Genomic DNA, 21739 nt, shown 5'->3' on the forward strand with positions numbered 1-21739 from the left:
AAAATTTTCATATATATTATATTATCATAATATTAGCAAAGCTACAGGGAATTTAATACTTTTAGGCATATGAAAATAAATAGTAAGTCAAAATATACCAGCATACTGACTAGTTATTTATTTGAATGTGCCTTATAATAATTGATTAGGGGATAAGGGAAAACTGAAGCTTACATAGGAAAGAGGGGCTATTCTGTTCCAAAGAGATAAGAACAGAGTAGCCCCTTTAAATAATATACTTTCTATATTATCTTATTTTACATTATCAAATTGATTTAAATTATACTCTTTTATGAGCCCTATAAGCTTTTGAGCATAGCCTGGATCTGTGGCATAGCCCGCCGATTGTAGTGCTTTTGCTTGAGCAGTATAACTAGTTGCTGCAAATACTCCATGTTTTTTATAGGTGTTATTATTAACTAAAAAACTACCATGATCTTCAACGCTTTGAGTCCAATTATCATAGGCTCTGAATTTTCCCATTATAACAACATTAATACCTTTATAATTTTCTCTAGTTGGCATTTGAATTATTTTACCAGGCCAACTAAAAGCCTTTATACCGAATAAATTGTTTGCTTTTTTAGTAAGTGCCGATGTTCCCTCTCCACTTTCAAGCATTGCCTGTGCAAGTGTAACTGATGGAAATATTTTATCTTTTTTATAAGTATCCTCTGCAGCCGGAGCAACAGTGTTAATAAACTGTTCAGTGTTTAGATATTCAGCAATCATTCTGGCAACATAATTTGTGGTTGTTTTTGACTCATCCATAGTATTTGGAGCAGAACCTATTTCTAACAAGAATGCATTATTGCTTTTGTCTTGATTAAAAAAGTTAGTTCCATTATCAAAATAATTTATTCCATTTCCTATTGTTAATCCTGGAAAATCACTATTGGCAGTGTTTAATAAAAGATTTACCATGGTCATGTTCTGATTAAAATGTGGATTATTTTTTGCCATTACAAAGGTAAATTTAGCAGCATTTTCTCCATTTATTTCTTTAGTAACATCACTTTTGTTTGGATCTGAGTCCCTATCTAGATCAATTATCATCTTAAAGCCTCCATATTGTTTCAAATAGTTGTCTACAGTTTGGCCAGATCTCTCATAACTATTATTATAGGATAACGCATTATGGATAGTTTTATCATGGACTACAGAAATACCATAATCATTTTCAAGAGTATTAGTAAGCACATCTCCAATGGCAGTTACATTCTTTGTGGGATCAAGATTATCTTGTCCATCTTTACCGTAGCCTTCTGTTGTATGAGAATGATATATGAGAACTTCTGGCTTTGAATTATCAAGAGTTTTCTTTAAGCTTGGATTGTAAACTTTACTGGTTTGAGTTGGAGTATTTAAATTACTGCTATTTGTAGTTGGGGTACTGCCTACACTATTCTTAATTATATCATCATTGCTTAAATTAAAATCTCCTATAGCCGCTGTACCATCTTCATTGTCGTTGTAATATATGGAACTCCTATCCTCATCCAAATAAGACACTTCTTTTTTTAGAATTTTATCAGGATAGTGTAAGTCAATTCCCATATAGTTTAGAATGTCAGTCTTTAGAGAAGGTGTATCTCCCATTGTATTTGATTCATGAAAGTTTGCAATTTTTATCACAGGTACTGCATAGTTCATTAACTGAACATAAATCATATTTGCTGTTCCGTCTATGAGTCTTTCCTGGTTCTTCCGCTCATTAAAAAAGCTAAAAAACAAATAAGTAGAAAATATTATTATAGTAATGCCTAAAATCAATATAAAACTATTTTTCTCATTGTTTATCTTCTTATTAACCATTCACATTGCCTCCAGCTTGGACATGTTAAAAAGGAATATCAAGCAATATATATGAATATATTACTTGATATTTCTTTTGTATAAGTATGCAATTGCTACTGATAGTTCTGCTGATAAGTGCAGCATAGTAAAAATAGGATAACATACTTATTATTAATTATTTTTCAAGGTGCATTAATAGATTATATGAAGAGTAGAGAGGATTTATAACATTCTATTTTGAAAATTTATTTATGATTAAATTCTATAACTATATAGAAAACACTATTGAGAAGATTTAATTATTTACGAGGATTATTTTTTTATATAGGTTTATGTTATAGCTATGAAGAGTGAAATAGAAAATGTTGTTTATTGAAGCCCATAGATATATCTTATAATTCATAGGATATATGGTTGACAAATCAACTTGTAGTTGTATAGTAATAACTATAATAAATAATTGTAAATAGGAGAATTTTATATGGAAGAAAAAACTTATAAAAACAGATGGAAAATTTTAGCTGTAGTTTTGTTATCTCCTCTTATGGGGAATTTAGACAGCAGCATTGTAAATATAGCTTTACCTATGATGTCAAAGCATCTAGGTGTGGAGATAAACAGTATACAGTGGGTAGTTACCAGTTATTTAATAGTAATATCTGCTTTTGTACTTATATTTGGAAAACTATCGGATAAATTTGGTAGAACTGTTATTTTTAATTATGGATTTCTTATATTTGGTCTGGGATCTTTTTTATGTGCTATTTCCCAAAGTCTTAGCTTTCTAGTTTTTTCAAGAATACTTCAGGCTGTTGGAGCAGCTATGTATATGTCAGCCAATCAATCTATACTAGCTATTGTATTTCCACCAAATGAGAGAGGAAGGGCACTTGGACTGCTTGGAAGTACTGTAGCTATAGGAACTATGCTTGGACCTCCACTTGGAGGAATTATGGTGCAGTTTTTTAATTGGCAATCCATATTTATAATAAATATACCTATATCTATTTTTGCATTTGTTGCTGGAAGATTCATTCTTCCTAAGGAAAAGATAGATAGAAAAGCTTCAGCTTTTGATTTAAAAGGAGCTCTTTTATTTATGATTTCTATAATTGCTCTTTTCTGGGCACTTCTAAAAGGAGAAGATTTAGGTTGGGGTAATGGAAATATAATTATAAGCTTTATTATAAGTATTCTATGTGGATTGAGTTTTTATTTTACAGAGAAAAGGGTGGAAGATCCTGTAGTAGATTTATCCATGTTTAAAAATAAGTTGTTTGATATAAGTATATTGTGTGCTTTTATATCCTTTGCGGCTTTGTTCTGTGTAAATATAATTCAGCCATTTTATTTGCAGGATGCTATGAAAATATCTCCAGCAACTTCAGGAATTCTCATGATGGCTATCCCTATAAGTATTGCAGTAGTTGCTCCTATAAGTGGATATTTATCAGATAGACTTAGTGGAGAAGTTTTAACTGTTTTAGGTTTATTTACTATGTCAATTGGACTTTTCGCCATGTCTTTTTTAAATGCTAATTCAAACTACATACATATGGCAGTTAGTATTGCCATAATAGGTGTAGGAAATGGATTATTTCAGGCACCTAATAATGCTATTGTCATGTCACTAGTTTCAAAAGATAAATTAGGTGTGGTAGGGAGCATAAATGCCCTGGTTAGGAACATGGGTATGGTGTCAGGTATAACTTTTTCCGTTGCACTTTTGTACAATAGGATGAGTAGTAAAATGGGACACAAAGTCAATGGATATGTAAATGGAAGACCGGATGTGTTTTTATACGCAATGAAGATAGTATATATAACTATTGGGGCCATATGTATTTTGGGTATGATTCTCACTGTAATGAGGATTGTCAATGAGAAAAGGCAGAAACGATTGGAAATAAACAATAATTAGGTATAGGGTATATGGAGTTAAATCTATATGATTTAAGTGGAAATTTAAATAGGTAAAAAGGGCTGTGATGAGAATCACAGCCCTTCTTATAATTCTTAATTTAATTTTTTAGAATCCTAAAGGTTGTATGATAATAACTCAATAGACAGTTAATTCAAGATATGGTTTCACATCAAATATCTTTTCCTCATTTGTTTCAAACTTTAATAATAATTTATAATCTTTAAGAATACTAACTTCGGTAACTTTTGGACTCATTTTTAGACCAAATTGCATAACTGTAACTAACTAAATGGAAGTAATTTCTTCTTTACAATTATTTTGAGTAACGGTAAGATTACTCATGTGGATGGTACATGCCTTTATTAATTTTTGGGGTAACAAAATTATGCTTTTAGGATTGGTATTATCCATTATTTATTTTTTTTAGAAACTATTCTTTTTGAAATTATTAATGTTTCGTTTGTACGAAATTCATATAATTATATTTGACATTCTACAATAATTAAATTGGCATTTAATATTGATTAGATGTAAGTTCAATTTCTAATAGACAAATACAAATCAATCCAAGAATATGCTATTATCATCACTAAAGTAAATCTAATGTATATTCTAAAACAAATTAAAATTTCTTATTATGGTAAAAAAGTTTAACATCATGTGTAATAATTATTTATATTTTGTATAAATTATGAATTTATTTGTACATATTGGAAAGATTCAGTGTAAATTTAATTATTGTATGTGTATATTTTTAACATTTAAACCATAATAAAAAAATAATTTGAATAAAATTTTAATAAACCTCAAAAAATACAAAAAATATGCGTATGTATATATTGGATTGAAGAAAAGGGGGATATATTAAGATTAAAAATTAGAATGAAAAATTTATATTAAACTGCGAAAGATAATTATTTGGGGGTAAGTAATTAATGATTAAGTCAAAAATTATGAAATTTGTTTTAAGTACTACTTTTACTACAGCATTACTTGTAGGAATAGGGGGCGGATCTGTAGCTTTTGCTAAAGAAAACAACAGCAAAGATTACAAATCAAAGTATGATAATATTTCTCACATTACACGTTATGATATGTCCAAAATACCTGCACAACAAAGCAATGAGCAATTTAAGGTGCCTCAATTCGATGCATCCACAATAAAAAATCTTTCTTCAGCAAAAGGTTATGATAAGTATGGTAATTTAATAGATCTAGATGTATGGGATAGCTGGCCGCTACAAAATGGTGATGGAACAGTGGCCAATTATAATGGATATAATATCGTTTTTGCTTTAGCAGGAGATCCTAAAGTTGGAAGCGACACGTTTATTTATTTGTTCTATCAAAAAATAGGAGACACATCTGTTGATAGCTGGAAGAACGCTGGTAAAGTATTTAAGGATAATGATAAATTCGTTCCAAATGATCCTTTCCTAAAAGATCAAGCTGAAGAGTGGTCAGGTTCTGCAACTTTAACTAAAGATGGAAAAGTTAGATTATTCTATACAGATAGACAAGCTTGGATGCCAGATCAAGGATTCTATGGTAAACAGACTTTAACAACGGCTCAGGTTAATTTATCTAAGCCAGATGCTAATACACTAAAGATTGATGGAGTAGAAGATTACAAATCTATTTTTGATGGTGGAGACGGAAAGATTTATCAAAATATTTCACAAGGTATTGAAGCACCAAATTACTCTGATAATCATACATTGAGAGATCCTCACTATGTTGAAGACAATGGGCATAAATACCTGGTTTTTGAAGCTAATACTGGAACAGAAACTGGATACCAAGGAGAGGACGCTTTATCCAATTTTGATTATTATGGTGGAAATAGACAATTCTTTGAAACTGAAAAAACTAAATTGTTACAAAGCCCTAAAAAAGGTTTAGCAGAATTAGCTAATGGTGCACTAGGTATCATTGAATTAAATGATGATTATACTTTGAAAAAAGTAATGAAACCACTTATTACATCAAATACAGTAACAGATGAAATCGAGCGTGCAAATATATTTAAATTGAATGGTAAATGGTACTTGTTTACGGACTCAAGAGGAGCTAAAATGACTATTGATGGAATAGGCGATAAAGATGTGTACATGCTAGGTTACACTTCAAATTCTTTAACTGGAGATTATAAACCGTTAAATGGAAGTGGACTTGTATTAAACATGAATCTTGATCCAACTGATGTTACATTTACTTACTCACATTTTGCTGTACCACAGAAAAATGGAAATAATGTAGTGATTACAAGTTATATAACAAACAGAGGCTTCTTTGCTGATCATCATGCAAGTTTTGCTCCAAGCTTTTTACTTAATATTAACGGAGACAAGACATCTGTTGTACCAAACAGTATCCTTGAACAAGGACAATTGACTGTTGATAAGCAAAAAAATCATTCTGAAAAAAAATAATTTTAAAAAATTTTTAAGTGCCGATTCAATGTCGGCACTTTTTTTATTCTTCAAATTATATGTTATATACAGTTATTTATAATTGAATAGCTATTAATAAAAATAACTTTAATTTAAATTTTAATTTACCTCAAAAAAATATTAAAATATTCGTATGTATATAATGGATCTAAAAGAAAAGATATTATAAATATAAAAATATTAACATAAAAGTATATATTTATAATAAAAAATTACTTAGGGGGTAAATAATTAATGATTAAGTCAAAAATTATGAAAATTGTTTTAAGTACTACTTTTACTACAGCATTACTTGTAGGATTAGGGGGAGGATCTGTAGCTTTTGCTAAAGAAAATAATAGCACAAAGTACGATAATATTTCTCACATTACACGTTATAATATGTCAAAAATACCTGCACAACAAAGCAATGAACAATTTAAGGTGCCTCAATTCGATGCATCAACTATAAAAAACATCTCTTCAGCAAAAGGTTATGATAAGTATGGTAATTTAATAGATTTAGATGTATGGGATAGCTGGCCTCTGCAAAATGCTGATGGAACAGCAGCAAATTATCATGGATATAATGTGGTTTTTGCTCTAGCGGGAGACCCTAAAAATGGGAATGACACTTCAATTTACTTATTCTATCAAAAAATTGGTGATACATCTATCGACAGTTGGAAAAATGCTGGTAGAGTATTTAAGGATAGTGATAAATTTAACTCAAATGATCCTATTCTTAAATATCAAACACAAGAATGGTCAGGTTCTGCAACTTTAACTAAAGATGGAAAAGTACGTTTGTTCTATACTGATTTCTCAGGTGCTCCAGAAGATGGAGGAACTGGTTATAGTAAACAAACATTAACAACAGCTCAAATTAATTTATCAGAACCAGGTGCTAATACACTTAAGGTTGATGGCGTATCAGATTACAAATCTATCTTTGATGGAGATGGTAAAATCTATCAAAATGTTCAACAATTTATCGATGAGGGAGCTTATGCTTCTGGTGATAACCATACTTTAAGAGATCCTCACTATGTTGAAGACAAAGGTAATAAATATTTGGTTTTTGAAGCTAATACTGGAACAGAAACTGGATACCAAGGAGAAGACTCTTTATATAATTGGGCTTATTATGGTGGAACTAAACAATTCTTTGAAACTGAAAAATCTAAATTGTTACAAAGTCCTAAAAAAGGTGTAGCAGAATTAGCTAATGGTGCACTAGGTATTATTGAATTAAATGATGATTATACTTTGAAAAAAGTAATGAAACCACTTATTACATCTAATACAGTAACAGATGAAATTGAACGTGCAAATGTATTTAAATTGAATGGTAAATGGTACTTGTTTACAGACTCAAGAGGAGCTAAAATGACTATTGATGGAATAAGCGATAAAGATGTATACATGTTAGGTTACACTTCAAATTCTTTAACTGGAGACTATAAACCGTTAAATGGAAGTGGACTAGTATTAAATATGAATCTTGATCCAACTGATCTTACATTTACTTACTCACATTTTGCTGTACCACAGAAAAATGGAAATAATGTTGTAATAACAAGTTACATGACAAATAGAGGTTTCTTTACAGACCACCATGCTACATTTGCTCCAAGCTTCGTACTTAATATTAAAGGAGACAGAACATCTGTTGTACCAAACAGTATAATTGAACAAGGACAATTGACTATTAATAAATAACAAGTTAAAGATGCGACGTATATTTTAAATCATACAAGAAAACAGGTTCTGATGATAGTGATGCTATCAGAAGGTTCTGTTGACGCAGTATGATAAGAAATAGACTAGCATACTGACTATTTATTTCTTTGAAGATGTCTAACGTACATTGAAATACAGAGATTTGTACAAATAAGTCTATACCTTTTTTATAGATTAGATTAAATCTATAAAAAAGGTATAGATTTTTGTTTTAGTAAGAATATAAAATAGTAAGGTGGAGGTGATCATTTGAAAAAAAGAAAATTTTGCAAGAAAACATATAAAGTAGCAGCTATTTTATTAATATGTTTAGCAATATTATTAAGTATATGCTTATTTTATAAGCATTCCTATAAGAAGGTGGATAAACCAGTGACTAATCAAGAAACAAATTATAAGTCAGCATATCATTTTACAACACCTGATAAGTGGAAGAACGATCCACAAAAGCCTATATTCTTTAATGGAGAATATCATTATTATTATCTTTATAATGGTAATTATCCAAAGGGGAATGGTACGGAATGGAGACATGCTACTTCAAAGGATTTGGTACATTGGAAGGATGAGGGGGTAGCTATTCCTAAATATACAAATAAAAATGGGGATATATGGTCAGGATCAGTGGTTATTGATACGCAAAATACAGCTGGGTTTGGAAAAGAGGCTCTTGTGGCCATTGTAACACAGCCTTCTGCTAATGGCGGTGAGCAGGAACAATATCTTTGGTACAGTACTGATAAGGGAAAGACTTTTAAATCTTATAGTGATAAAGCCGTTATGCCAAATCCAGGTACAAAGGATTTTAGAGATCCCAAAGTTATTTGGAATCCTGAGACTAATAAATGGGTAATGCTCCTAGCAGAAGGTACTAAGATAGGATTTTATGAATCTGACAATCTAAAAAATTGGGAGTATAAAAGTGGCTTTTTTACTAAAGATATAGGTATTGTAGAATGCCCAGATATTTTCATGATGGAAGCAAATGATGGAACTTACAAATGGATTATGGGGGCCAGTGCCAATGGTAAATCTTCAGGTAAACCCAATACTTATGCTTATTGGACAGGGAATTTTAACGGAAAGGAATTTGTTCCAGATGAAATTGAACCACAATGGTTGGATTATGGATTTGATTGGTATGCAGGAGTAACCTTTGACAGTGGTAACAGCAGTGATAAATATACAAAACGTTATGCTTTAGCCTGGATGAATAATTGGGATTATCCAAACAATACTCCGACACTTAAAGATGGTTTCAATGGAATGGATTCAATTGTACGTCAGATTAGCCTAAAAAAACAAGACAACGACACCTATAGTCTAATTTCACAGCCAGTTGAAAACTTGAGTGGTTTCACAAAATCAACTGAACATTTAAAAAAAATTGAAGTAACGGGATCAAAAACACTAAAGGTTAAAGGCGATGCTTATGAAATTGATGCAGATATAAGCTGGTCAGATGCTAAAAATGTAGGATTCAGACTTCGAGAATCTGAGGATAAAAATCGTCATATTGATGTAGGTGTTTTTGTTGAAGGACAATATTCCTATGTTAATAGAGCTTTTACAGGACAGCCTGACAAAACTGAAAAATATGTTGAAAGTAAAGCACACTTTGATACAAGTAAGAAGAAGGTTCATTTAAAGATTTTAGTTGATAAAACTAGTGTAGAAGTATTTGTGGATGACGGTAAGGTTACCTATTCCAATGAAGTATTTCCTGATTTAAATGATAAGGGAATAAGCCTTTTTTCAGTTGGAGGTAAGTCAATATTTGAAAATGTGCAGATTAAACATTTTCGTTAAATTAATTAAGTTATATATTTGAATGTGCATTAAAAAGGTTATTTAGTTCAAATAACCTTTTTAACATTGTACAAAGAATTTAAAACCAGCCAATTCTGGGGGAAATATCGTCCTATGGTCCAATAGCTTACACCTGCAAGCCTAAAATCATTAACTAATTTAAGCTTTGCTTTGATGCTTCTGGCATCTTCAAACCAAACTACATGCTCTCTTCCGTTACTAGCATAATAATTAAAGTATGGAGCTTGAGACAACCTGTCATATTTTATTTCTGCACCTACTCTCGCTGCAAGATCAACTGCTCCTACATTAGAAACCGTGCTTGCTCTAGTGCCCCGTTCATATGGCAGTGTCCAATTGTATCCATAGTTTGGTATACCCATTAATATTTTATCTCTAGGTATAGCAGTAACAGCATAATCTAAAACTCTTCTAACAGAATTAATAGGTGCTACTGCCATTGGAGGTCCATAAGTGTATCCCCATTCATAAGTCATCAGTATAACATGGGATACCAATCGTCCGTGAACAGGAAAGTCATGAGCCTCATATAAAATTCCTTTTTGACCAGCTGACAGCTTAGGTGCCAATGCAGTTGTAACAGAATATCCTAAAAGTTTTAATCTTTGTACAGCCTTTCTAAGAAAATTGTTATATAGTTCTCTGTCTTCGGGATAAATATACTCAAAATCAATATCCAATCCATAATAATTTTTGGCCTTTAATGTTTTAATAACATTGTCAAGCAGTGTATCCTGCAACTGCTGGTTTGACAAAATACTATGTGCTAAATCACTGTTAAAGCCTCCACCAGGCAAAAGATTACTGATAACCATAAGAGGAGCAACATTAGTCTGCCTTGCTGCTTCAATTAACGCTGTATCATTAATCTCTCTTAAAGAACCGTCTTCCTTTACCTCATAACTGAATATACTTAAATATGTCAAATTAGGCAAAGTCTTTTTTAAAACTTCCATACTTATATTTGGGAAAGCATATCCATTTACTTCAATGCTTCCAAGCCTTCTTGTACTAGAAGGTATATTAAGTATTTGTCCTGGATATATCAAAGCAGCATTAGTTATTTGAGGATTTGCAGCAAGCAATTCATTAACAGTTAATCCATAAGTAGCTGCTATTGTGTACAAGCTTTGATTAGGAGCTACAGTATGTCTTTTTGATTCTTGAAGAATTACCAAAGTCTGACCTATTACCAATCTATTAGGGTTATTTAGTTCGTTATCTGTAGCTATTTTATTAGAAGAAACATTATATAAACGAGAAATAGAGTAGAGAGACTCTCCCGGTCTAACAACATGTATAATCAACTATCCTACCACCTTTTACATATTTCAATTTATTATATGATTGTTGGTAGTCAGATGTTATAAAATTAAAATTTCCTAAAAAATTCATTGGCATTTTTTAGATATAACATCAGTATTATCCTTATACTATTTTATGATTCTTGAACCTTATAGATTTGCTAGATTTACAGGATTTATTCATTTTAAAGAATTGAGAAACACCAGTGGATATAGCAATTATAGAATATATGAATTATTAGTATCCTCAAAATTTTTAGGGAATGGTGTTTCATCAGCTTTGGTAGGGGCTATATGCAGTATCTATGGAAAAAAGAATTTAAGTAAGTCTTTAACATCTATAATTTAACTTAAAAGGGGTCAAATTCTCTATGACTAAATAAAAATAATAGAGACGAACATAGAATCATTACCATAATATTAGTCTCTATTTCTTAAAATAAAGGATTATTTAACGAATATATGAGATCAATTATTATCAATTTTAAGCTTATCCTTAAGTTTTAATATTTCATGAGTAGTTAATTCAGTCAGTTCGGATATTTCGTTTATATCCAAGTCTTTTTTAAGCATTTTTATAGCTACTTTTTCAATACCTTGTTTCAGACCTCTTTTTTAAGCATTTTCAAAGCTTTTCTGAATATTTCTGCCCAAATTACTTATCATAGTATCCACCTCCATTTCAGATGTATCCTTTAATAATTTGTTAATATCTGTTTTCACATTATCTTTAAATCTATTTTTTAATATATTTATTATTCAAGCTCTAAATATTTTCTGTTGTTCTTTAGAAGGATTTTGTCTTAGTATTCTTCCTACAAGTTTTAATCTGTCTACTATTTCTTTGTCTTCAACCTTTTGATCTAATAAAAATACTGAACTTACTACGTTAGCAATTTTTATTAATTATATCATGGGGAAATAATCTAGTGCTATATTTTTATGGATTAGGGACTTAGAAACAGGTACTGTAGGTATAATGAATAAATTTATATGATGTACTAATTATTGGTTGATGATTTAAGGTCAATATTGTACTATTTAGATATAATATGATTTAGAGTAATAATGATTGGTAGTAGTAAAAAATTGCGTAATAAATATTATTTATATAATACACATACAAATAGTAATATAACAATTATTATATCACACCTGGATTCAGATCATTGGCATAGGATTTATGATGATAAAAATGCTTACACATGCAGTTGGTTTATTCCTAACCCAAAAAGAAAAATTTTATTTAACCATAAGGTAGCAGAAATTATTGTAAATGGTGGTTCTGTCGAAATTGTAAAAAATGATATTTTTTTAAAATAGATATATCTCCTGTGGTGAACAATCCAAAATAAAGCCATTAAGAGTACCAAGTGATATTCATGAAACCGGTTTGACAATGAGGTTGGAAGTATCAGATGATAATAATAAGAAAATAAACATTCCAATTGCTGGTGATCAGGATTATGATTATCAAAAGCTTAATACATTGAAGGATTTGGATATCCTAGTTGCGTGTCACCATGGAGGAAAATATTGTTGGTCAAAAAAGGAAAGGTGCCAAATGCTAGGGATAAAAATTCCATTGTCATATACAGTTGTGGAGATAGGAATACATACGGACACCCAACAAAAACATCTGATTATATAGCCGGAAAGTGGAAAAATGAGCATAGAACTATGACAAGTGGAGAATATACATTGGAAATAGTGGCTAGGTAGTATTTGATCGTAAGATTTTGATGTTAGAATATTGCAAAGAGATGATAAAATGAATAAAGTAAAAATTATTTCACAAGACACATTTATATTAAGTACGGACATTAAGATTTTATCAAGAAAATTAGAAGAAAAGGTTAATACTTGGAAACAATATAATAGGCATTAAGGCAGAAACGAATACAACAAATTCTAATATTAAAGAAATGATTATGACTTGCACAATTGTATATGAAGATTAATCTAGAATAATGAAAATAACTTCACATTATCCATACTTTGTGGACAGGTTAATTTGGCTATACTATACACTTTTTATGAGGGGTGAAAGAATGAAAAGAGACTTATTGTATTTAATTAAAAAAATTGATGATATAAAAACGCATTTCCATACTATGGGATGGAATGGTATTCCTTGTGTTGCTACTATTTATGATACTTCTGCATTTTCTACCTGGAAGCAAGAGGTTCAACTTGAATTACAAGAAGTTTACGACCGTACGAAAGATAAGTTTATATGGGACACATTGGTAAATTTGAGACAAGGGTTTAATGGTTGTAATGATGAAACAAAATTTAATGAACTTTCGGGAAGTTTATATGCAATTAGTAAAAATATTGATAAATATTATTATCCTGCATAAGTAACAGTGGTCAAAAAAACAAAGGAGGAAATTACCATGCCACAAAAAAGTCCTAAAATATTTATTAGTCATGCTAGTTCTGATAAGGAGTATGTTTCTAAATTGATTGATTTATTAGAGGGTATTGGGTTAAATGAAAAACATATAATTTGTTCTTCTATCGCTGGTTGTGGAATTCCATTGGATCAGGATATTTATGACCACCTAAAACTTCAGTTTGAAACTCACAACTTGCATGTTATTCTTGTTTTATCAGAGAATTATTATAAAAGTGTTGCATGTATGAACGAAATGGGCGCTGCATGGATATTGCAAAATAGATACACTACCATCCTGTTGCCGGGATTTGAATTTAAGGAGATTAAAGGAGCTATCAATCCACGCCAAATTGGATTAAAACTTGATAATGATTTAACCGATGTAAAAGAAAAACTCGGTCAGTTAAAAGATTGTATGTTGAATGAATTTGGATTGCCTACAGTTTCTGATATTCGCTGGGAACTAAAAAGAGATATATTTATTAACTCTATAACTACTAAAGGTGTTAAAACAGAATTGAGTTAAAATGCACAAACTCTTTTGCAGGCTGCATATACAAATCCATATACTAATGGAAAAAATGAATATTTTGGTTATACCATACACTAAGGATTTACATAAGGTTCCTAAAGTTAATGACATGGTACCGATACGCAATGAAATTTTAGGGAACATAAAGTTTAATCAAATATAGTCTTTTGCATTGCTATAAGGAAGCAAAAATGGTGGCGGAGTAAAAATAAAGTATTTAGTTAAAGGAATGATTGAGAAGAACTCTAGTAACTATAAAAATTATGATTATATTGTGAAGATTATTGAGGTTGTTTCAATTGATGAAGTTGCTATTACATCTGCAATAAAAACACTTTGTTTTCTTTAGAGGAACTGTTAAATCTTAATAAATAGATAAATGTTGATTTGAAATCTTTAAAGGGTATTGAATGGAAGCTAGAATATTAAAACAAAGCCGCTGATCTAACTTCCAATTATCCATATGCTATGAAGTTGAAGGTATTATAATTTTATCAACAAAAGCTGAAATGGAAATGAACAACCTTTGCTGCAAGGGGGGGATAATTATGAAGAAATATCCAACGTTTATTATTGGAACACCATTTTGTAAAGAAAAGTATTTGTATGGAGATACTTATTTAAGATTTTTACTAGAAGTAAAATATAAAGAAAGTAATAATCATAATCAAGTTTTATGCATTATGATGAATCCAAGTATAGCTAACTCTAATGAATCTGATGACACGATTAATAAGATTTTAAAATTACTAAACGAAAAAATGTTATTTGCTACTTTAAAAGTAGTTAATATTTATCAAGTTTATAAGAGCCAATCAGATATGCTAGCTACAACTTTAGAAGAAATTATATACAAGCTGGGTAAAGATGAATTTAATAACATAATGAAAAAAAAATTATCAACTATATATGAGCAGATAGTTAAGGTGGACAATATAATTTTAGCGTGGGGCAATCCGTCAGAAGGTATGAATGAGAAAAAATACCTAAGTAGATGCTCACAGATAACAGAGTTTTTATCTTATCTCATTAGTAAAAGATTATTTGTATTTAAAACTGGAACCTGGGAAAGAATTTTAACCCAAAAGGGACAACCTAGGCATCCATCGAGGAATAATCTTATCGATTTAGTAGATTGTAATATTGGCATAGGAAATAAGATTTGTGTCAAATTAAAATGAAAGATGATCAAATTGTTTTTAACAATAGGAACAAACATAAACTTACCATTATCCATATTAAGCTAATAATAGTAAGTGCTTAATTGTGAACTAAGTAGATACAATGAAAGTAGACATTTGATTATATGCTGAAACAAGTAGCGATTTGTAAAACATTAAGAAAAAACCATTGAACAATATCAATGGTTGAATTTATTGGAAGTGGTGGAGTCTGAAGGATTTGAACCTTCTGGGTGCTACATCCAGAACGTTGTTAATACACAATAAATATGCATAGGGTATCACTTTGGAGACTCCACAATCACTCGCTACCAACAAATAATACATTACCAACAAAGATTTCATAAGTTTACCTCCATCAAATAACAACTTATACGTAGTATTATCGCTCAGTTTACCATGAATCTCCATTGAAATGGTCCATGCGATAGGTATAACAACAAGGATTGGCATTTTTATAAATTATATCATTAAAATAGAGTATTTAAAAGTTTGAATAAGAGAATTTAATTCTGTATGTTTGTTTGTATTGGATTGAGCAATTATCCATATACCAGTTAGGTTAATAATCTGTAGACAAATAGTAATTTGATTTTCAAAATGTAAATGAAAATCCGAGAGCAACATCTCGGATTTTGTTGATTCTTTCTACAAATTATGCAGGATAATATAACTATATGTAGAATTATAATTTATTAAAGGAATTAATAGAAAATGGATTATTATGTCTATAATGGGAAGTTGATTCCGAGAGCAAAGTGGTTAGAAATTGAGTAAAATTTATTAAAGTTTAGAACGTGATATGATGAACCGTGCCATAAGTGGCGAAGGCTTTTTAGTGTCACACTATAAGTTTAGATTAAGATAGTGTGATGCTAGATAATGTGGTTGATTAGATTTAATAAAGCAGGACTTACTTCTAAAGTAAGTCCTCTTTAAGAAGATTTTGAAGTATAAGCATTTATGAATATAAAATACATCAATACTTAAATAGCACTAGTTTTGTTAATCAAATTAAAAATAATTATATAAAACAGTTTGTGCAATATTTTTTCTTTTTGTATGATTAGGATTAGGTTTTGCATCTTTACTTGGATAGCCTATTGGTAGAATACATACTGGCTCAATGTTTGATGGTATATTAAAAGCTTTACGAATAGCGATTGGATCAAAATTACCAACCCATGTTGTACCCAATCCGAGTTCTGCAGCTTGTAACATCATATGTGTAGCAACAATACTTGCATCAATATCAGTATGGACCTTTCCATCATACGTACTCTTCCATGATTCAACTTTGTTAGCACATACAAGTAAAGCCATAGGTGCATTGAAGTGATAAATTGTACAATCTTTTAGTTTAGCAAGTGCCTCATTACTTTCAATTACTAAAATTCTTTGAGGTTGATAATTTACAGCAGTAGGTGCTAATTGCCCAGCTTGTAAAATTAAATCTAATTTTTCTTGTTCAACTTTTTTAACATTAAAATTTCTTAAAGAATATCTTTTTTTTGCCAATTCTATAAAATTCATAGAAATACCTCCTCTGTAGGCTATTATATAATACAATATAGTATTTTTTATATACTAGCTTGGTGAGCAAATTGTACCCCCATATTAAAAGCATTTTGACAGTCGTTGGGGAATTGTTCTTCTTTAACTTTTGCTTTTTTCTTTTCATCAAATGCTGTTACAACATATTTTGAATAATCATTAAATTGATATGTGTCATTAACAGCTAGTGATTCAAATGTACCAAAGATTCTCTCCATGTCCTCTTCTACAAATTTAAGATTTTCCTTATATCTAAATTCTTTCATCTGGTCATTGGTCACATTCATAGTATAAATAAAACCAGTTGGTATTTTCTTACCAAAAATACTAGAGTAGTTTTCATCATACTTTGAGTATGGGAACATGAGCCTCTCTAAAAATGACCTCATAGCTCCTGTAACTCCTTGAAAATAAATTGGAGAACCGAGAATAATTGCATCAGCTTTTGCAGCTTTTTCAAGAATTGGTGTTAAATCGTCGTTAAAGCCACATTTGCCATAGCTTTTACCATTTTTTATTTTACAAGCAAAACAACTTACACAGCCTTTATAATTGTAATCATAGAGGTGAATAAGTTCTGTATCAGCCCCATGTGATGCTGCTCCTTCAAGTGCTTTATTAAGAAGAGTAGCTGTATTTTTATTTTTTCTAGGACTCCCGTTAATAGCTAATATTTTCATAAATTATACCTCCATTTGTACATGTAATTGACTTTATGGTATAAATTATATATCATTATAAAAAAGTAAATAAGTATGCACTTATTTGTTATATACTAACCAAAAGGTAAGTAAAGGAGCATTATATGAAAGATTTTGAGAGTAAATATGGAAATTGTCCAATGTACTATACAATATCTATACTTGAAGGAAAATGGAAATGGGTTATATTATGGGAAATATATGAAGCAGAGATAATACGGTATAATAAATTGAAAGATATATTACAACCAATTGCTCACAAAACATTAAGTAAACAACTAAAAGAATTAGAAAACAGCAATCTGATTCACAGAGAACAGTATAATGAAATTCCACCTAAAGTTGAATATTCCTTGACCGAAGAAGGAAAAACATTAATTCCAATACTCAACCTTATGTTCCAGTGGGGTGAGAAACATATTAAAAATAAGTGAATTTTTGTAAATTAAATATTATTTCAAGATATTCTTATATTTTAAAACTAATATCTATTTTATGAAGAATATCTTAAGTTTAAAGGTGAAAATGTAATATTTATAAACGCTCTAAAATCTTAATTAAAGTTAGAGCGTTTTATTTTATGATGAGTTTATTTTTCAGCACTTGAACTTCTACATTTTGAAGGAAATTAAGTTTATTTGTAGAATAATGATATTAAAGGAAGTATTCTACAAAATTAAAGTTAATGTCTATAATGCAAAGGTTACAAATGATTTCATAGTATCCAAATTAAACACCTCTTAATCATTTTTATGTTCAGCATAAAATTCATTATAGTTTTTAAGCTCTCTTTTTAAAAGATTTGGGGTATCTAGTTTATATGGACAATGATTTTTACAGTGACCACATTCTATGCAATTATTTATTAGCTCCATCTTTTCTTTAAAAGTATCTTCTAAAAAACCTTTGTAGGGAGATCTTCCTAGGAGTAGAGTTATTCTTGCAGAGGTAGGAATATCAATTCCAGCAGGACATGGAAGACAATATCCGCATCCGCGGCAGAAATCTCCAGCTAACTCGGAACGATCTTTCTTAATAATAGACCACATGGCTTCATCAAGTACTGGTGGATTTTTTTCAAGGGCAATAAATTCATCTAATTCAGATTCTTTTTGTATACCCCATATTGGAACAAGATTATCAAACTGTCTTAAGAATGCAAAGGTAGATGCAGCATTAGTTATAAGCCCACCAGAAAGGGCCTTCATTGCAATGACTCCAATATCCCTTTTTTCGCATTCCTTTATGAGTTTTAAATCATTGTCAGCAGATAAAGAACTTAAAGGAAACTGTATGGTATCATATAGCCCAGAAGCTGCGACATCCATAGCATTTTTTATTCTATGATTTGTAATTCCTATAAAGCGAATCATACCTCGTTTCTTAGCTTCTAGAAGACCGGCATAGAGTCCTTCTGGATCCTCAGGGTTAGGGAGTTCAGCAGGGTTATGTAACTGAAGAATGTCTATATAATCTGTTTTTAAATTTTTTAAGCTTGTCTCAAGATGACTTAGTAAAGTTTTTCTATCCTTTGCATGACTTTTAGTGGCTATTATGATGTTTTTTCTTATATCTGCAAGAGAGTAACCTATTTTTTCTTCGCTATCGGAATACATTCTTGCAGTATCAAAAAAATTTATTCCATTGTCATAAGCTTTACGTAGAATCTTTTTAGCTTCTTCAAAGGAAACTCTTTGTATTGGTAGAGCACCAAAACCGCTTCTTGCTACCATTAAATTTGTTCTTCCTAATCTTATTTTATTCACAATAATACCTCCGCGTATTTTTATATAAAGCATTAAAATATTAACTTATCATTTTTAAGATACATAAATATAGAATAATAGTAGTTCATTATAGAAATTCTACATTTAATTATACAGTATAATCCAGTAGTTAGTAATATAAATATAGATTTATACATTATTGAAGATGCTAAGCGCTAAATTATGATAAGGAATAATATTTATTAAAAATTTATTTAAAAATATTAGATATTTTCGGAGTACAATTGAGATACCTTAGAAATTTAACTATAAACTTTATAGAATCTTTATAATCTCCTGATAAATTGTTAATTGTAAAGTGAATTAATAAATTTATGAAGGGATGAATGTAATGGAAAGATATATTTTACAAACAAAAAATTTGAGCAAGTATTTTAAAAAATATATAGCGGTAAACAAAGTTTCTTTAAAAGTAAAAATGGGTACTATCTATGGACTTTTAGGACCAAATGGTGCAGGTAAATCTACCACGTTGAAGATGATAACAGGACTTCTTCATGCTACTGATGGTGAAATATTGATTGATGGAGAAAGATGGAAGCGAAAACATCTTGAAGATATAGGTGCTCTAATCGAAGACCCCGCCTTATATGGAAATCTTACTGCAACTGAAAATCTTACAGTTCACACAAAATTAATGGGTTTATCAAAAGATAGGGTTAATGAGGTGCTTGAAACAGTTGATCTTAAAAATACTGGTAAGAAACTTACATCACAGTTTTCTATGGGAATGAAGCAAAGACTTGGAATGGCAATTGCACTTCTTGGCAATCCCAAATTACTTATATTAGATGAACCAACAAATGGACTTGACCCAATAGCAATTCAAGAATTACGTGAATTAATCCGTTCTTTTCCCAAAAAAGGTATTACAGTAATATTATCGAGTCATGTATTAACTGAAGTTTCTCAAGTAGTAGATCATATTGGTATAATAAGTGATGGAGAACTTAAGTATCAAGGAGCTATAAGTCATGAAGAAGATCTTGAAGCCTTATTTATGAAGGTTGTAAAGGAGTCAAAAAAATGATAAATATAATACAATCAGAATATGTTAAATATAAAAGAACATTTACTAGAAAATTAATCATATTTGCACCACTGTTTACTATAATGATAGCATTAATATCCCCATGGCAGTTCTTTGTTAATCAAGTATATAATTTATGGCCAGCAATATTTATACCGATTTTAATAGCTTTATTCTCAAGTTTAGTAGCCATACAGGAGAAAAAAGCAGGAAACTATAGAAATTTATTAGTTCATAATATATCACCAGCACGTATATGGATAGGTAAAATTATTGTAATGTGTATTCATACATTATTAGCCACTCTTTTTCTTATAATTTTAACTATTATAATATTTCCTATTGTATCCAAGGAAAACATTCCACTGATAAAAATCTTTACTGCTGGATCTATTATATGGTTAACCTCTCTTACCATAGTACCTATTCAATTATGGGCAGCTACCTGTAAAGGTATTTTTGCAAGTATGTCACTTGGGTTTTTAGGCCTTATTATAGGTGTTATAGTAGCTACTAAATCATATTGGGTATATGTCCCATGGAGTTATCCTACACGGCTAATGTGTCCACTTATGGGAGTGGGTCCGAACGCATTACCATTGAAAATTGGTGACCCTTTACTTGATAATTCGGTAATACCAGTTGGAATAATTATGTCTATTATAAGTTTATTAATATTTACTTGCATAACAGCATTATGGTTTAATAAAAGAGAGGTAAGATGATGATGAAAGCTATCACATTCATACAAATATTATCTGCAGAATGCCTTAAAACTAAACGTACACCTATAAGATGGCTTGTTTTTTTAGCCCCAATTATATATACAATAGCTATTATATGGTATTTCTCCTTAAAAAAAATTAATGTGAATACGCAGATAGATATATTTGCAATGTTCTTTGAGGTTTGGACAACAATGATTATACCTTTTGGTGTAGGATTGATTTCGGGATTTATCGTATATGAAGAAGAATTAGCTGGAAAATTTAATGGATTTTTAGGTAGTAAATTATCACGTTCTAGTATATATATTGGCAAACTTATAATACTTATTTTACTAACAACATCAAGTATTATAATTGCAACATTTGTTCTTATATTTGGATTAAATGTATTTATGAATATACCAGTTTCATGGTCAATTTTTATTAGAGCTGCACTAATGACAGAAATAGCTACACTGCCATTATTAGCTTTTAATTTATGGTTAAGTCTAGCGTATGGTATTGGGGCATCAATTGGATTTGGAGGAATTGGAATAGTTATATCAGCGATTATAGCTATAGTTGGAGATAAAGTATGGCAATTTATTATATGGGCATGGCCTGAACGTTTGTCTATAATTCAAATGTATTATTTACCAAGTATAGCTATAAATTATTCTAAGAATTATATCATCCATGAAACAATAAAAGGTATAATACCTGTAATGATATCTTTTGTAGGATTATTAATTGCAGGCCTACTATGGTTTAACAAATGGGAAGGCAGAAAAGTATATGAATAAAATAATTTTACTG

Annotated in this window: 19 protein-coding genes; 13 read left to right on the plus strand and 6 right to left on the minus strand. The window is 30.1% G+C overall.

All coding sequences use genetic code 11. The features are described from left to right. Nucleotides 1–252 precede the first annotated feature (252 nt). Complete coding sequence (gene spoIIP / locus RH99_RS10035) at nt 253–1815, minus strand: stage II sporulation protein P (protein WP_010237329.1); 1563 nt, start codon at nt 1813–1815, stop codon at nt 253–255. 463 nt (nt 1816–2278) lie between these two features. Here spoIIP and RH99_RS10040 point away from each other — a divergent pair, with 463 nt between their 5' ends. Further along, nucleotides 2279–3718, plus strand: coding sequence for an MFS transporter (locus RH99_RS10040; protein WP_010237331.1), 1440 nt, complete (start codon nt 2279–2281; stop codon nt 3716–3718). A gap of 138 nt (nt 3719–3856) precedes the next feature. Here RH99_RS10040 and RH99_RS18950 read toward each other — a convergent pair whose 3' ends face one another. Continuing rightward, nucleotides 3857–3976 carry a DUF2442 domain-containing protein gene (locus RH99_RS18950; protein ID WP_138990653.1) on the minus strand — a complete coding sequence of 40 codons (120 nt, stop codon included), beginning with the start codon at nt 3974–3976 and terminating at the stop codon, nt 3857–3859. 680 nt (nt 3977–4656) lie between these two features. On the opposite strand from RH99_RS18950, the gene sacB (RH99_RS10045) reads away from it, so the two are divergent. From sacB (RH99_RS10045) to levB, 3 genes are all read left to right on the plus strand, one after another. Next, entirely contained in the window at nt 4657–6153 is a 1497-nt protein-coding gene (sacB, locus tag RH99_RS10045; RefSeq protein WP_010237335.1) for a levansucrase, read from the plus strand. Nucleotides 6154–6408: 255 nt separating this feature from the next. Next, nucleotides 6409–7875, plus strand: coding sequence for a levansucrase (gene sacB, locus RH99_RS10050; protein ID WP_010237336.1), 1467 nt, complete (start codon nt 6409–6411; stop codon nt 7873–7875). Nucleotides 7876–8145: 270 nt separating this feature from the next. Continuing rightward, a complete protein-coding gene (levB, locus tag RH99_RS10055; RefSeq protein WP_010237339.1) occupies nt 8146–9705 on the plus strand; it encodes a 2,6-beta-fructan 6-levanbiohydrolase in 1560 nt (519 codons plus the stop codon). Nucleotides 9706–9752: 47 nt separating this feature from the next. On the opposite strand, the gene RH99_RS10060 is transcribed toward levB, so the two are convergent. Beyond that, a complete protein-coding gene (locus tag RH99_RS10060; protein WP_010237341.1) occupies nt 9753–11033 on the minus strand; it encodes a LysM peptidoglycan-binding domain-containing protein in 1281 nt (426 codons plus the stop codon). 133 nt (nt 11034–11166) lie between these two features. On the opposite strand from RH99_RS10060, the gene RH99_RS18955 reads away from it, so the two are divergent. The 5 genes from RH99_RS18955 to RH99_RS10085 all read left to right on the plus strand — a co-directional run bounded on the left by RH99_RS18955 (nt 11167) and on the right by RH99_RS10085 (nt 15144). Then, nucleotides 11167–11379 (plus strand): hypothetical protein, encoded by a 213-nt coding sequence (locus RH99_RS18955; RefSeq protein WP_010237343.1) that lies wholly within the window; start codon nt 11167–11169, stop codon nt 11377–11379. Nucleotides 11380–12566: 1187 nt separating this feature from the next. Continuing rightward, nucleotides 12567–12752, plus strand: coding sequence for a hypothetical protein (locus RH99_RS10070; RefSeq protein ID WP_138990655.1), 186 nt, complete (start codon nt 12567–12569; stop codon nt 12750–12752). 329 nt (nt 12753–13081) lie between these two features. Further along, the gene (locus RH99_RS10075; RefSeq protein ID WP_010237350.1) at nt 13082–13393 is read left to right on the plus strand and encodes a hypothetical protein; all 312 of its coding nucleotides are present in this window, start codon (nt 13082–13084) and stop codon (nt 13391–13393) included. Nucleotides 13394–13429: 36 nt separating this feature from the next. After that, nucleotides 13430–13957: a toll/interleukin-1 receptor domain-containing protein gene (locus RH99_RS10080; RefSeq protein WP_010237351.1), complete on the plus strand. Its 528-nt coding sequence runs from the start codon at nt 13430–13432 to the stop codon at nt 13955–13957. Between the two features lie 554 nt (nt 13958–14511). Further along, complete coding sequence (locus RH99_RS10085) at nt 14512–15144, plus strand: DUF1643 domain-containing protein (RefSeq protein ID WP_010237352.1); 633 nt, start codon at nt 14512–14514, stop codon at nt 15142–15144. 1014 nt (nt 15145–16158) lie between these two features. On the opposite strand, the gene RH99_RS10090 is transcribed toward RH99_RS10085, so the two are convergent. Both RH99_RS10090 and RH99_RS10095 read right to left on the minus strand, forming a co-directional pair. Further along, on the minus strand, nt 16159–16677 hold the full coding sequence (locus tag RH99_RS10090; RefSeq protein ID WP_010237353.1) for a nitroreductase family protein: 519 nt from the start codon (nt 16675–16677) through the stop codon (nt 16159–16161). Nucleotides 16678–16724: 47 nt separating this feature from the next. Next, on the minus strand, nt 16725–17378 hold the full coding sequence (locus RH99_RS10095; RefSeq protein WP_010237354.1) for a flavodoxin family protein: 654 nt from the start codon (nt 17376–17378) through the stop codon (nt 16725–16727). Nucleotides 17379–17503: 125 nt separating this feature from the next. Here RH99_RS10095 and RH99_RS10100 point away from each other — a divergent pair, with 125 nt between their 5' ends. Further along, a complete protein-coding gene (locus RH99_RS10100; protein ID WP_010237355.1) occupies nt 17504–17833 on the plus strand; it encodes a winged helix-turn-helix transcriptional regulator in 330 nt (109 codons plus the stop codon). 306 nt (nt 17834–18139) lie between these two features. On the opposite strand, the gene RH99_RS10105 is transcribed toward RH99_RS10100, so the two are convergent. Next, complete coding sequence (locus RH99_RS10105; protein ID WP_010237357.1) at nt 18140–19165, minus strand: aldo/keto reductase; 1026 nt, start codon at nt 19163–19165, stop codon at nt 18140–18142. 352 nt (nt 19166–19517) lie between these two features. On the opposite strand from RH99_RS10105, the gene RH99_RS10110 reads away from it, so the two are divergent. From RH99_RS10110 to RH99_RS10120, 3 genes are read left to right on the plus strand one after another with little or no spacing between them, the layout of a single operon-like run. Further along, nucleotides 19518–20216 (plus strand): lantibiotic protection ABC transporter ATP-binding protein, encoded by a 699-nt coding sequence (locus tag RH99_RS10110; RefSeq protein ID WP_010237359.1) that lies wholly within the window; start codon nt 19518–19520, stop codon nt 20214–20216. Continuing rightward, nucleotides 20213–20941, plus strand: a complete 729-nt coding sequence (locus RH99_RS10115) for a lantibiotic immunity ABC transporter MutE/EpiE family permease subunit (RefSeq protein ID WP_010237360.1) — start codon at nt 20213–20215, stop codon at nt 20939–20941. The genes RH99_RS10110 and RH99_RS10115 overlap by 4 nt, the downstream gene beginning before the upstream one ends. After that, nucleotides 20941–21726 carry a lantibiotic immunity ABC transporter MutG family permease subunit gene (locus tag RH99_RS10120; protein ID WP_010237361.1) on the plus strand — a complete coding sequence of 262 codons (786 nt, stop codon included), beginning with the start codon at nt 20941–20943 and terminating at the stop codon, nt 21724–21726. The genes RH99_RS10115 and RH99_RS10120 overlap by 1 nt, the downstream gene beginning before the upstream one ends. The last annotated feature ends 13 nt before the right edge of the window (nt 21727–21739 follow it).

This window comes from Clostridium arbusti SL206 (assembly GCF_000246895.1).
In the GTDB taxonomy this organism is placed as follows: Bacteria; Bacillota; Clostridia; order Clostridiales; family Clostridiaceae; genus Clostridium_I; species Clostridium_I arbusti.